Origin of the sequence: Nocardia sp. NPDC059691 (assembly GCF_042733915.1) — a bacterium.
Taxonomy (GTDB): Bacteria; Actinomycetota; Actinomycetes; order Mycobacteriales; family Mycobacteriaceae; genus Nocardia; species Nocardia sichangensis.
Genome location: NZ_JBHWFB010000001.1, coordinates 814,052 through 827,609, shown reverse-complemented (window position 1 = coordinate 827,609; position 13,558 = coordinate 814,052). Strand labels below are relative to the sequence as shown.

Sequence of the window (13,558 nt, the reverse complement as noted above, 5' to 3'; positions counted from 1 at the left end):
TCACTCCAGCGCCAGCAGCGCCCTGCCGAGCTGATCGATCTCGAACTTGGTGGTGTAGGGCGCGAGCCCGATGGTCACGGCGCCGCCCTCGTCGTTGACGCCGAGCGCGTCCAGCAGCCTGCTGCCGCCGTGCACACCGCTCACCGTGCCGATCCGGTTGTCGGCGAGCTTCGCCGCGACCTTCTCCGCCTGCATGCCCGCGAGCGTGAAGCTGACCGTGGGAATGCGGGTGGACGCGCGGCCGATCACGGTGAGGCTCGGGATCGAGTCGAGCATGCTCATCAGGTGCTCGAACAGCTGGTCGTGGTAGTCCTGCAACGAGGTGATCGACATCTCCAGCCGCTCGCGCCGGGTGCCGTGGGCCCGCTCGTCCAGCCCCGCCAGGAAATCGATCGAAGTGGTCAGGCCCGCGAGCAGCGCGTATTGGTGCCCGCCGACCTCGAGCCGCTCGGCGCCCTTCGCGTAGGGGTTGAGCGACATGGACGGGATCCGATCCAGGAACGCGGGGTCACGGAAGACCAGCGCGCCGATCTGCGGACCGCCCCACGCCGGTGCGCTCAACGCGACGACGTCGGCGTTCAGTTCCTCGATGTCGATGAGCGCGTAGGGCGCGGCGCCGAACGCGTCGGCCACCAGCAGGCCGCCCACCTCGTGCACCCGGTCCGCGGCAACCCGCACGGCGGGCGCCGAGCCGACGATGGGCGAGGCGGCGGTGAGGGCGACCAGCCGCGCCGTGGGTCCGATCAGCTCCTCGAACTGCCAGGACGGCATCTCGCAGGTCTCGATCTCCACCTCGGCCCAGCGCACGTGCGCGCCGTAGCGGTTGGCGATGCGCAGCCACGGCGCGACATTGGCCTCGTCGTCCAGCCTGGACAACACGATGCCGGTGCCGAGTCCGAGGCGGGAACTCAGCGATTCGGCCAGCCAGGCCAGCAGGACCGCACGGTCGGGACCGAGCACGACACCCGCCGGGTCACCGCCGACCAGGTCCGCGACGGCCTCGCGGGCCGCGTCCAGAATCGCCGCGCTGCGCACGGCCGCGGCGGTTCGGCCGATATGCGAGAAGGAAGAAGTTCGGAAACCCGTTGAAACAGCCCGGGATACCGCGTCCGGGATCAGCATGCCCGCTTGCGGGTCGAGATGGATCCAGCCGTCGCCCAGGGACGGTATCAGGCCCCGAACCCGCGCGACGTCGTAAGTCATGCTGGCCACTCTAAGGGCAGCGGGCGAGCCTGTGTAACCGCGTTCCCCTCCACATCGTGGCGAGAGCACAGCGACCTGGGACTCAGCATGGCGACCGACTTTCGACAAATCCGAATCACACGACCCGAACAGAATAGAACGCCGGCTCCCAGGGCGGTGCGTACCAGCGACACGCGCCGCGCCCTGCCCAGTGTGCCCGTCCGCGGAACACCGGCTTAGCGCGTTCGGAGCGAACACGACATGATAGGGACCATGACGCACTCGGACGAGGCACCGGACCACATCGTCGTTGTCGGACCCGACGGCAGGCCGTTGGCCATCCCGGCGGCGGCCGGACCGGGGGCTCCCTTCACCGCGCAGGTCGTGACCGACGATAACAAGGACAAGTCGGACGATCGGGACGACTCCGGCGAATCGCTCGCCGACATGGTCGAGCAGCCCGCGAAGGTCATGCGCATCGGCACCATGATCAAGCAGCTGCTCGAGGAGGTGCGCGCCGCCCCGCTGGACGAGGCCAGCCGCAATCGCCTGAAGGAGATCCACACGTCCTCGGTGCGGGAGCTGGAGCAGGGCCTCGCCCCGGAACTGCGGGAGGAGCTCGAGCGGCTCACCCTGCCGTTCACCGACGACGCCGTCCCGACCGACGCCGAGCTGCGGATCGCGCAGGCCCAGCTGGTCGGCTGGCTGGAGGGCCTGTTCCACGGCATCCAGACCGCGCTGTTCGCCCAGCAGATGGCCGCGCGCGCCCAGCTCGAACAGATGCGCCAAGGCGCGCTGCCGCCCGGCCTCAACGCCGTCGACCCGCGCGGCGGCCAAGCCGGTCACGTCACCGGCGGTTCCGGCCAGTACCTGTGAGACCGGCGACGCGCGTGTGCCACGCGGCGGCGGGAAGCGGCCGGGGTAGTCTCGTGCACCGTGCCCGCCGCTGCCGCTCGCTCCGACTCGGTCTCCGATCCGAGTGCGGTGCGTCCTGAAGAGAGCTCAGTTGGTTCCGATGACCAAGCACGTTCAGATGACAGCTCGCCGACCCCCTCGGCCGAGCACACGGAGCGTTCCGGCGACGACTCACCGGAGGACCCGGTGAGCGCGGCAACACCGGAGACGGAGACCCTGCACGCCGGAGCCACCGTGGCGAAGATCGTGCCGGACTCCCAGACGTTCCGGCGCGCGTTCCAGGACTTCGCGGTCGGCTTCGCGCAGCGGGAGCTGTGGCTGTCGCTCGGCTGGCAGGACATCAAGCAGCGTTACCGGCGCTCGGTGCTCGGTCCGTTCTGGATCACCATCGCCACCGGCTTGCAGGCCGTGGCGATGGGTGTGCTGTACGCGGCGCTGCTCGGCCAGCCGCTGCGGGAGTATCTGCCCTACGTGACGGTCGGCTTGATCATCTGGAACGTGATCAGCGCGAGCATCCTGGAGGGCTCGGAGGTCTTCATCGCCAATGAGGGCCTGATCAAACAGCTTCCTTCGGCCCTGAGCGTGCACGTCTACCGGCTGGTGTGGCGGCAACTGCTCTTCTTCGCCCACAACATGGTCATCTACGTCGTGATGCTCGCCGCGTTCGGCGTGTGGCGCCATCTCGGGGTGGCCAGCCTCATGGCGATTCCGGCGATCGCGCTGATCTTCCTGAATTCGATGTGGGTGTCGATCGTGTTCGGCATCTTCAGCACGCGCTACCGCGACATCGCGCCGATTCTCGGCAGCACCACGCTGATGCTGTTCGTGCTGACCCCGGTCATGTGGACGACCAAGACGCTGCAATCGCAGATGAACAACGGCGACCGCGCGAAGCTGGCCGAACTCGTGCCGACGTTCCACTATCTCGAAATCGTCCGGGCGCCCCTGCTCGGCGAACCGCAAGAACTGCGGCACTGGCTGGTCGTCGGCGTGATCACCCTGCTGGGCTGGATCGTGGCGATCCTCGCGATGAAGCAGTTCCGTTCGCGCGTGCCGTACTGGGTATAGGAGCGCCCCGATGAGTCGTGTGAGTATCGAGACCCAGGAAGCCTGGGTCGAATTCCCGATCTTCGACGCCAAATCGCGGTCGTTGAAAAAGGCGTTCCTCGGCAAGGCCGGCGGCGCGATCGGACGCAACAAATCCGACGTCGTCGTGGTCGAGGCCCTGCGGGAGATCAACCTGTCGCTGAAAGAAGGCGACCGGGTGGGCTTGGTCGGGCACAACGGCGCGGGCAAATCGACGCTGCTGCGCCTGCTCTCGGGCATCTACGAACCGTCGCGGGGCAGTGCGCGCATCCGCGGGCGGGTGGCTCCGGTGTTCGACCTCGGCGTCGGCATGGACCCGGAGATCTCCGGCTACGAGAACATCATCATCCGCGGACTGTTCCTCGGGCAGACCCGCAAGCAGATGCTGTCGAAGATCGATGAGATCGCCGATTTCACCGAGCTCGGCGAATACCTGTCCATGCCCCTGCGCACCTATTCCACCGGTATGCGGGTGCGCCTCGCGATGGGCGTGGTCACCTCGATCGATCCCGAGATCCTGCTGCTCGACGAGGGCATCGGCGCCGTCGACGCGGAATTCATGAAGAAGGCCCGCAAGCGGTTGCAGTCGTTGGTGGCGCGTTCGGGCATCCTGGTCTTCGCCAGCCATTCGAACGAATTCCTCGCGCAGTTGTGCGACACGGCGTTGTGGATCGACCACGGCCAGATCCGCTTGCGTGGCGGCATCGAAGAAGTGGTGCGAGCCTATGAGGGGCCGGAGGCGGGGAATCACGTCGCGACCGTGCTGCGCGAGATGGAAGCGGAGCGGGGCGAGAAATCAGATCGAGAATTGGAGCGGAATCAGGCATGAGCGGTCAGGCCCGGAGGCGGCGGCGAAGCGTGACCACGGAGGGCCCCGCACATGCCAGGAAGGCCACAGCATGAGTGAGCCGACCGGGCAGGACACCCCGATCGACGAAGGGGCGCAGGCCCGGATCGGCTCCGCACCGGAGGATGCCGTCGAGCTCGCCGATCCCGCCGCGGAATTCGCGGCGCCGGATCCGGATTCGCAGCCGCGCGTCGTTGCCGTCGTCGTCACGCACAAGCGCCGCGAACTGCTCGCCGAGTCACTGAAGGTCGTCACCTCGCAGTCCCGGCCGGTGGACCACCTGATCGTGGTGGACAACGGCAACGAGACCGAAGTCGCCGACCTGGTGCGCGACCAGCCGGTGGAATCCACCTACCTGGGCTCGGCGCACAACCTCGGCGGCGCGGGCGGGTTCGCGCTCGGCATGCTGCACGCGTTGAGCATCGGCGCGGACTGGGTGTGGCTCGCCGACGACGACGGCAGGCCAGAAGGCCCCGATGTGCTGTCCACCCTGCTGGACTGCGCGAACCGGCACGGTCTGGTCGAGGTTTCGCCCGTGGTCTGCGATATCGACGAACCCGACCGCCTCGCCTTCCCGCTGCGCCGCGGCGTGGTCTGGCGCAGGCTGCGCTCGGAACTCGGCGACGACGACTTCCTGCCCGGCATCGCCTCGCTGTTCAACGGCGCGCTGATCTCCGCGCGGGCGGTCGACGTGATCGGCGTGCCGGACCTGCGCCTGTTCGTGCGCGGTGACGAGGTGGAGGTGCATCGCAGGCTGGTGCGCTCCGGGCTGCCGTTCGGCACCTGCCTGCAGACGGCATATCTGCATCCCAACGGTGCGGCGGAGTTCAAGCCGATTCTCGGCGGCCGGATGCACACGCAATATCCCGACGATCCGGTGAAGCGCTACTTCACCTACCGCAACCGCGGCTATTTGATGTCGCAGCCGGGTATGCGGAAACTACTGCCCCAGGAGTGGGTTCGCTTCTCCTGGTTCTTCCTCGTCACCCGCCGCGACCCGGCCGGCCTGCGCGAGTGGTTCCACCTACGCTCACTCGGCCGCCACGAGCAGTTCGGCAAGCCCGACTGAGCTCGGAAGGTCGCCGCGCGGCGCCTCGGATCAGTCCGATGCGTGGCGCTTCCCGACCCGAATCGGTAATTCGGTTGTGCGGAGCCGGAGTCGAGTGCAAGAGTGGGCAGAACTGCGAGAGAGGCAAGGAGGTGTGGACCGTGACGAGGAACGTTCGGGTTGTCGTGTTCAGGCGAGCTGACGTCGGTCATGCCGCCACACGAAACTCCACCTCATTCTCCGCTCGCTGAACCCTTCGTCGGGTTCGGCGCCCGACGAAGGACTCCTTCCATCATGGTCGACCACGACCTTCTCGTCCCTTACGGCTGGACCGAAGCCGTTGCCGCGCAGTACGCCTCGATGATCGAGGAATACTGTGTGCCCGCGCGAGTGATCCGCATGGACCGCAGCGAATGCGATGTGGCCACGCCCGACGGGCTCGCCCGCGCTCGCTGCCCGCGCCCGGATTCCGAGGTCAGCGGGCTGTGCACCGGCGACTGGGTGACCGTCGACGCCACCTCGGCGGTGCGCCGGTTGCTGCCGCGCCGATCGGCGATCATGCGATCGTCGGTCTCCGGCCGGTCCCAGGGCCAGGTGCTCGCCGCCAACGTCGACACCGTGCTGATCTGTGCCGCCGCCGACGGCGACGTGGATCTCGGCCGCATCGAACGCATGCTCGCGCTGGTGTGGGAGAGCAATGCCCAGCCGATCGTGCTGCTCACCAAGGCCGACGCGGCCGACGACCTCCCGCTCGCCCAGGTACGCGCCGTCGCGCCGGGCGCTGCCGTGCTCGAGGTGAGCGCGAACACCGGCCTCGGGCTCGACGTGCTCACGGCGCTGCTCGACGGCACCGTCGCCCTGCTCGGCCCCTCCGGTGCTGGGAAGTCGACTCTCGCCAACGCGCTGCTCGGCGCGGAGGTCTTCGCCACCAACGCGGTTCGCGACACCGACAAGAAAGGCAGGCACACCACGGTGCACCGGGAGCTGCGCCCGCTGCCCGGCGGCGGCACCCTGATCGATACGCCGGGGCTGCGCGGCGTCGGGCTTTGGGACGCCGCCGAAGGCATCGAGAAGACCTTCAGCGACATCGAAACCCTTGCCGCCCAGTGTCGTTTCGGCGATTGCGCGCACCACGGCGAACCCGGGTGCGCGGTGCGGGAGGCGATCGACAACGGCGAACTCACCCAGCGCAGACTCGACAGCTACGACAAGCTGGCCCGGGAGAACGAGTGGATGCGGGCGCGCACCGACAAACGGCTGCAAGCCGAACGCGAGCGAGCCTGGCGGGACATCAGCAAGCGACACCGCAAGATGTTCCGGGAGCGGAACTCGCGACGCTGATCGAGCGGGGGCACGGTAGGGTGCCCTTCGCATCGTTCGCTATCTGGGAGGGATAGATGAGTCAGCCCGGCGGGTACCCGCCACCCGGTCAGCAGCCCGGCCAATGGCCCGGACAGCCGACATTCGGTCAGCAGCCGCCAGTCGGCCAGTACCCGCCTCAGCAGGCGCCCGCGCAGTACGCGCCGCCCGCGGGGCAGCATCCGAGCCAACCGCATCTCGCCCAACCTCAGGTGGGCCAGTCGCCATACGGGCAGCCCGCGCCCCAATTCGCCCAGCCCGCACCGCAGTACGGGCAGCCGCAGCCCTACGGCCAGCCGCAACAGTTCGGTCAGCCGCAACCGTACGGTCAACCGCAGCAGTTCGGCCCGCAGGGCTACGGCAGGCCCGCCGATCCGCCGGGCATCACCATCGATGCCTCGTACTCGCTCTGGACGTTCATGCTCGGGCTGACCAAGCCGAAGATCCTGGTCAACGGACAGCGGGTGCCCAACACCCGTTGGGGCGCGAACCACATCCCCGTCGGCCCGGGCCAGTACCACGTCCGGGTCACCACCCCGTGGTTGTTCGACATGGGTTCGGCCAACGTGACCGTGCCGATCGCCGAGGGACAGGCCGCGCGGTTCTACTACAAGCCGCCGGTTGTGATCTTCCTCAACGGCGCGATCGGACCGGTTCCGCAGAAAGCGCCGGGCCTGCTGTTCCTGTACATCGTCTGGGCCCTGGTCGGCCTGATGTTCTTGCTGAACATCGTGCTCATCGCCGCCACGGCCTGAACCGGAAGAGGGCACCGGCACGCCGGTGCCCTCTCTTCGCACCACCTATGCAACTGGTTGCATAACGAGCGGGTTTACGCTTAGTCTGCAAGCGCGTACAGCCGCGGGCTGATGCCTGCGGCGGAAACGAAGGAGCAGGTCAGATGACGGAACCGGGATCCAAGCCGCTAGCGGGCCGGACGATGATCATGTCCGGCGGCAGTCGCGGCATCGGGCTGGAGATCGCCAAGCGGGCCGCGGCCGACGGCGCCAACATCACCCTGATCGCGAAGACCGATCAGCCGCATCCCAAGCTGCCGGGCACCATCCACACCGCCGCCGCGGAACTCGAGGCGGAGGGCGGGCAGGTACTGCCGTTCGTCGGCGACGTTCGCGTCGACGAGTCGGTGGCCGAGGCGGTACGCCAGACGGTCGAGCGGTTCGGCGGCATCGACATCGTGGTGAACAACGCCTCCGCGATCGACTTGTCCCCCACGGACGCACTGCCGATGAAGAAATACGACTTGATGCAGGACATCAACTGCCGAGGCAGCTTCCTGCTGTCCAAGCTGAGCATCCCGCATCTGCGCGAATCGGCGAAGGCCGGGCGCAACCCGCACATCCTGACGCTGTCCCCGCCGCTGAACCTGGACCCCAAGTGGGCGGGCATGGCCCTGGGCTACACGATCGCCAAGTACGGCATGTCGCTGACCACGTTGGGGCTGGCCGAGGAGCTCAAAGGCGACGGCATCGGCGTCAATTCACTGTGGCCGCGCACCACGATCGCCACCGCGGCGGTGAAGAACCTGCTCGGCGGCGAGGAGATGGTCTCCACCTCGCGCACCCCCGACATCTACGCCGACGCCGCCTACCTGGTGCTCACCTCGCCCGGCAAGGAAACCAGCGGCAACTTCTTCATCGACGACGATGTCCTGGCCGCCCACGGCATCACCGACCTGGACAAGTACCGCGTCACCCCCGGCGACGGGGAACTCACCACCGATCTATTTCTCTGACGCGCACGCAAGATACGGGCGCCCCGAAACCGGTCAGTGACCTGAACGCGGTTTCGGGGGCACTCGGGTCAGGCGCGTGGAGCGCCGGACCTTTCGATCCCGTACAACCGCTCCCAATTCTCGCGGCTGGTCAATTCCGGCATGGCCGCGCGGTACTGCGCCTGGACCGCGGGCAGCTCACGGCGCAGGCGACGCAGCACACGCACCATACGACGCAGCAGCCGCAGCGCGCGGGCCTTGTCGCGCCGACGCACCCGGACACCGGATTGCGAGGCGTCGGTGACCACCACGTGGTCGAACAGCGAGACATGCCACCAGTAGGCGTCTTCCCTGGTGACGCCGATGATGCCGTGCTGGGTGCGGCCCAGCCACTGATTGATCGCGCGCTTGATCAGCACCAGCTTCGCGCGGCTGGGTTCCCCACCGGCACGGCGCAACTGGATGTCCGCGGAACGGACCGGCGGCGTCGAGGCCGGATGCTTGATCGTCTCGGCGTAGTCGGCCCGGCTGGTCCGCGCGGCGGCCAGCGCCTCGATACCGCCGTCCCGCAATACCTTCGGGCCCTTCAAGAAGTCCTCGATGCCCTGCAGGGTGGTGTGCACCAAGCCGTACTGCATCGCGACCAGCTGCTCGGCCATCTCCCGGAACAGCCGGCCCGAGATGTCCTTACCGTCCAACTCGGTGTGCAGCGAGCCGACGATCAGCGAGTTGCGGGTGCTGAAGTAGCGCGCCCAGTCGTCGTAGTCCTTCCAGTAGAAGTCCGCGTGCCAGACCGCGGCGTTGGGCAGCGTGACGGTGACGAAACCGTGCTCGCGCGCCCGGATGCCGTACTCCACGTCGTCCCACTGGAAGAAGATCGGGATCGGCAGGCCGATCTTCGCGACCACCTCGGCCGGGATGAGGCAGGTCCACCAGGCGTTGTAGCCCGCGTCCACGCGGCGCTCCTGGTTCTTCTTCAACATGCTGGTGTTGCGCAGCGCCTTGGGCACCTTCTGGCCGTGCCGCAGCCGGTTCAGATGCACTTCCTCGGCGCCGACGTTGAGGTAGTCGGGGTTGAGCAGGAACAGCATCTGCGCGCCGACCAGGGTCGGTTCGACCGTCAGGTTGGCGAACGCGTTCAGGCGCAGCACCGTCTCCGGTTCGCACAGGATGTCGTCGTCCATCAGGATGACGTCGGCGTGCTCGTTGACCGCGGACACCTCATACAGCCCCCGGGTGAAGCCGCCCGCGCCGCCCAGGTTGGGCTGACGCAGGTAGCGCAGCTTCTCGCCGAGGACCGGTGCGACCTCCTGGTAACGCGGCCGGTTCTCGACCAGATCGGTGCCCTGGTCGACGACGTACACCGCGTCGATCGCGGCGAGCACGGTCGGGTCGGAGGACAGCGCCGCGACCGTCTCGGCGCAGTCCTCGGCACGGTTGAAGGTGCAGATCGCGATGGCGACCGGACGGACGCGTTCCGGCGCGACGGCGGTCCAGCTCAACTCCGCGATGCCGAGCGCGCCGCCGATGGCGTCGAACTCCAGCCACAGCGCGCCGCCGTCGACGTACTGGTCCAGCGGGGCGGTCAGGGTGACCGAACCGCTCGCGTCGACCCGCTGGGTGTCGATGATCCTGCGGTGACCGGCGATGTCGGAGGCCACCAGACGGATGTTCGCCTTGGCGGCGACGTCGAGCACCATGGTGACCCGCACATCGGTGACCGTGGTCCAGCGCTGCCAGTAGCTCGCGGCGAACCGGCCGAAATAGGTGTTGGTGTGCGCGGTCGCGCCCTTGTCCAAACGCAGGGTCTGGCGTTCTCGGTGCGCGCCACCTTTCACGACGGCGTACAGCTCGTCGCTCACCTTCGCCGACGGACCGGCGAAGATACCGCGCTGGAGCACGAGCCGGTCCGGCGCCCGATGGTCGGCGCGCAGCGCGGCAGGCGCCTCAGCGGCCGTCGAGCGATCGTTTGTTTCGGTAACGGCCTCGATAGCCGACTGATCCATGAAATCCTCGAAATTCTCATTGTGCCGGACGGGACAGACACGCCCCTCGATGCCTTCACGGCGGGGGTGAGGATATCAACCGCCCTGTGCGGCTGCCCGCCGTACGGCCACGCCGACGTGTGCTCGAAGCATTGCTAAACGTTCGCCGATTCGTTGTCGGTGGCGCTGCCGGTACCCGCTCGCGCTCCGGTGAAGACGAACTTGTCATAGGCCCAGTACCGGAACACCACGGCCACGATCTGCCCGATCAACGTACCGGAGATGTTGTCCGACAGCGGGCTGGACAGGTCGAGCACGTAGCGGGAGAAGCCGAGACAGCCCAGTTGCAGGCCGATCGCGACGACGTTGAACACCGCGTACAACAGGTATTCGCGACCGGGATTGTCGGTCCGCTTGTGCGCGAAGGTCCACCACTTGTTGCCGAAATAGGTCACCACCGTGGCCACCGCGATCGCGATGATCTTTGCCGGCAGTGGGTAGTGATAGAGCACGCCCTCGCCACCCCAGAAGACCAGGAGGTTGTACGTGCCCGCGTCCACCAGGAACCCGATCGCGCCGACCACCAGGAAAGCCCCGCCTCTGCGCAGCGCGGTGAGCACCTTGCGAACGATCGCTTCGGTCTCCTGCGTCACTGGCTCGTCCGCGGGTGCGGTGGACTCACTGGATGGCACGGCCCGACGGTACCGCAGGAGCGCCGAAGCGCCCGCGCCGGGAAATTCCGCCTCCGCACACGGTGAGGTCGGCCACGCGCAAACTGTGAGTTCCCTGTACCCTCCCCGTGTTCCCACATTCACCACCGATCGCGAGGATTGACCCGGGTGGACTCCACCGAGCTCCGTATTGCCGCCGTGGTTCCGTGTCACAACGAAGAGGCCTCGGTCGCCAAGGTCGTGGCCGATCTGCAGGCCGCCGTGCCGGGAATCGTCGTCTACGTCTACGACAATCTGAGCACGGACAAAACCGCCGAGCGCGCACGCGAGGCCGGAGCGATCGTGCGCCACGAGCACACCAAGGGCAAGGGCAACGTGGTGCGCCGCGCCTTCGCCGACATCGAGGCGGACGTGTACTTGATGGTCGATGGCGACGACACCTATGAGGCGTCCGCCGCGCCGCTGATGATCAAGACGTTGCTCGACGGCCCCTACGACCATGTGCTCGGCGTGCGCAAGCAGGACGAGGGCGCCTCGGCCTACCGCGCGGGCCACGAGACCGGTAACAAGGTGCTCAACGGCGTGGTCGGGAAGGTGTTCGGCGAGAACGTCGAGGACATGCTCTCCGGTTTCCGGGTGTTCTCCCGCCGGTTCGTGAAGAGCTTTCCGGCGGTGTCTCGTGAATTCGAGATCGAAACCGAGCTCACGGTGCATTCCCTGCACCTGCGGGTGCCGCGGACGGCGGTGCCGGTCGGCTTCCGCGATCGTCCGGCGGGCAGCGAGAGCAAGCTGCGCACCTATCACGACGGATTCAAGATCCTCGCCCTGATCGTCGGGCTGGCCCGGCACGAGCGGCCGGTCGCGTTCTACGGCCTGTTCGGCACGCTGAGCTGGCTGGTCTCGATCGTCCTGACCATTCCGATCGTCGTCGAGTTCTACAACACCCACACGGTGCCGCGGTTCCCGACGCTGTTCCTCGCCTTCACGCTGCTGCTGCTCGGCAGCCTCGCCTGGACCGCGGGACTGATCCTCGACGGCATCCGGCGCTCCCGCCACGAGGCCGCGCGCCTGGTCTACCTGCGCTACACCGCGGTGGGCGCGGAGGACCCGCGCAGCGCGGGCAACGGCGGAGCCGGGCGTTGACGACCTCGGCGGATCGGGCCGCGACACCGGAGGAGAATCTGGGCGAGCGTTCGGACACCGCGCCGCTACCCGCCACCGACACCGCCCCGCTACCGGCTGTGGACGCCGAGGCGGCGACCACCGGCACGGACCGGTCGGCGAAAGGTCTCGCGGAGCGAGTGGTGACGCGCCTGGGCGCGGCGACGATCGCCTTCACCCTGCTGGCGACGATCTTCGGTGCGCTGTTCACCGTTCTCACCCCGCCGTTCTGGGGTCATGACGAGATCACCCAGTTCGGTCGCGCCTACCAGGTCGCGCACGGCGGGTTCCTGCCGCAGCGGATCCACGACGATCGCGGCATCGCCTACGGCGGCGACGTCCCGTCCAGCATCACCGAGCTGATGGGCTACGCGCTGCGGGACTACTCCACCAACCCGGACGAGCCGGATCCCATGGTGGCCGACCCGGCCCGCTACGACCAACTGACCGGCGCCGCGGTCTCGGACGCCACCGAACCGGTGTGGTTCACCAATACCGCGGCTTACTCGCCGATCCCCTACATTCCGGCCGCTATCGGCATCCGCCTCGGCGAACTCTTCGGGCTGAACGTGGGTGGCCTGCTCCTGCTCACCCGGTTCGCCGGACTGGTGGCCTATCTCGCTGTGGTCGGGTTCGGCCTGTACGCCTTGCGCGCGCACCGGGTGCAGTGGCTGGCGTTCACCGTCGCCGTGCTGCCGATCGCGGTGTTCCAGGCGGGCACGGTGACCGCCGACACCATGACCAACGCGCTGGCCATCTTGGTCTCCGCGCTGCTGGTGAAGGCCATCTTCCTCGGCATGCGACTGGGCCGGGTGGAGATCGGCGCGCTGCTGGCCGCGACGATCCTGCTGCCGGTGAGCAAGCCCACCTACGTGTTGCTCGCGCTGCTGGTCGCCCTGGTGCCCGCCGACCGATTCGGATTCAGCGGGTGGCGGCGCGGGATTCCGTGGGTGTTCGCCGCGGCGGGCGCGCTCGCGTTCGCGGTGTGGATGAAGATAGCGGCGCCGACCGGCGACGGCATGGGCCTGATGCGGCCGCCGCACCAGTGGCACTCGGTGCGTCCCGGTGACCAGCTCAGCGGCATCCTGCGCGATCCACCGGAGTTCGTGCACGTGTTCGGCGAGAGCATCGCCCTGCGCGACCAGCGCTGGTTCAGCCAGTTCTTCGGCGAACTCGGCTTCGCCTACGTCGACGTGCCCGCCATCGCCATGCTGGCCTGCCTGCTCGCGTTCGCGGTGAGCATCGGCATCGCGGAACGGATGACCGTCCCGGCCTTCCGCCGCACCCTGATCGTCGCGCTCACCATGGCCGCGAGCGTCGCGATGATCTACGTGACGCTGTACATGTCGTTCACGCCGGTCGGCTACTACATCATCGACGGCGTGCAGGGCCGCTATTTCGTGCCGCTGGCGATCGTGACGCTCGCGGTGCTGCTGCGCTGGATGCCGCTGCGGCTCACGGACTCCGCGGGGAAGACCCCGACCGTGGGCCCGGCCGTCACCGTGCTGGTGGCGACGAGCGTGGCGCTGATCGCGGCGGCGGCGAAGTACTACACCATCGTCTGGGGCTGAGCGG

The 13,558-nt window shown here is 67.9% G+C and carries 12 protein-coding genes; 9 read left to right on the top strand and 3 right to left on the bottom strand.

All coding sequences use genetic code 11. The features are described 5' to 3' along the window. Positions 1-1,203, bottom strand: a complete 1,203-nt coding sequence (locus ACFV2O_RS03665) for a cysteine desulfurase-like protein (RefSeq protein ID WP_355073057.1) — start codon at positions 1,201-1,203, stop codon at positions 1-3. Positions 1,204-1,455: 252 nt separating this feature from the next. Here ACFV2O_RS03665 and ACFV2O_RS03660 point away from each other — a divergent pair, with 252 nt between their 5' ends. The 7 genes from ACFV2O_RS03660 to ACFV2O_RS03630 all read left to right on the top strand — a co-directional run bounded on the left by ACFV2O_RS03660 (position 1,456) and on the right by ACFV2O_RS03630 (position 8,187). Continuing rightward, positions 1,456-2,058, top strand: a complete 603-nt coding sequence (locus tag ACFV2O_RS03660; RefSeq protein WP_379249919.1) for a bacterial proteasome activator family protein — start codon at positions 1,456-1,458, stop codon at positions 2,056-2,058. Positions 2,059-2,283: 225 nt separating this feature from the next. Next, positions 2,284-3,165, top strand: coding sequence for an ABC transporter permease (locus tag ACFV2O_RS03655; RefSeq protein ID WP_379249917.1), 882 nt, complete (start codon positions 2,284-2,286; stop codon positions 3,163-3,165). A 10-nt stretch (positions 3,166-3,175) separates the two neighbouring features. After that, positions 3,176-4,012, top strand: coding sequence for an ABC transporter ATP-binding protein (locus ACFV2O_RS03650; protein WP_379249915.1), 837 nt, complete (start codon positions 3,176-3,178; stop codon positions 4,010-4,012). A 70-nt stretch (positions 4,013-4,082) separates the two neighbouring features. Continuing rightward, positions 4,083-5,099, top strand: a complete 1,017-nt coding sequence (locus ACFV2O_RS03645; protein ID WP_379249913.1) for a glycosyltransferase — start codon at positions 4,083-4,085, stop codon at positions 5,097-5,099. Positions 5,100-5,372: 273 nt separating this feature from the next. After that, positions 5,373-6,419 (top strand): ribosome small subunit-dependent GTPase A, encoded by a 1,047-nt coding sequence (gene rsgA, locus ACFV2O_RS03640; protein ID WP_379249911.1) that lies wholly within the window; start codon positions 5,373-5,375, stop codon positions 6,417-6,419. A 56-nt stretch (positions 6,420-6,475) separates the two neighbouring features. After that, entirely contained in the window at positions 6,476-7,192 is a 717-nt protein-coding gene (locus ACFV2O_RS03635) for a hypothetical protein (RefSeq protein ID WP_355073066.1), read from the top strand. A 143-nt stretch (positions 7,193-7,335) separates the two neighbouring features. Then, positions 7,336-8,187 carry an NAD(P)-dependent oxidoreductase gene (locus ACFV2O_RS03630; RefSeq protein ID WP_355073068.1) on the top strand — a complete coding sequence of 284 codons (852 nt, stop codon included), beginning with the start codon at positions 7,336-7,338 and terminating at the stop codon, positions 8,185-8,187. 68 nt (positions 8,188-8,255) lie between these two features. Here ACFV2O_RS03630 and ACFV2O_RS03625 read toward each other — a convergent pair whose 3' ends face one another. Both ACFV2O_RS03625 and ACFV2O_RS03620 read right to left on the bottom strand, forming a co-directional pair. Further along, entirely contained in the window at positions 8,256-10,172 is a 1,917-nt protein-coding gene (locus tag ACFV2O_RS03625) for a glycosyltransferase (protein ID WP_379249908.1), read from the bottom strand. 134 nt (positions 10,173-10,306) lie between these two features. Then, positions 10,307-10,843, bottom strand: a complete 537-nt coding sequence (locus tag ACFV2O_RS03620; protein ID WP_355073072.1) for a GtrA family protein — start codon at positions 10,841-10,843, stop codon at positions 10,307-10,309. Positions 10,844-10,990: 147 nt separating this feature from the next. Between ACFV2O_RS03620 and ACFV2O_RS03615 the strand changes: the two genes are divergently transcribed. Together ACFV2O_RS03615 and ACFV2O_RS03610 are read left to right on the top strand one after the other, a co-directional pair. Continuing rightward, entirely contained in the window at positions 10,991-11,965 is a 975-nt protein-coding gene (locus tag ACFV2O_RS03615; protein WP_379249906.1) for a glycosyltransferase, read from the top strand. Further along, positions 11,962-13,554 carry a DUF2142 domain-containing protein gene (locus ACFV2O_RS03610; RefSeq protein ID WP_379249904.1) on the top strand — a complete coding sequence of 531 codons (1,593 nt, stop codon included), beginning with the start codon at positions 11,962-11,964 and terminating at the stop codon, positions 13,552-13,554. Before ACFV2O_RS03615 ends, ACFV2O_RS03610 begins: the two co-directional genes overlap by 4 nt. Positions 13,555-13,558: the final 4 nt, after the last annotated feature.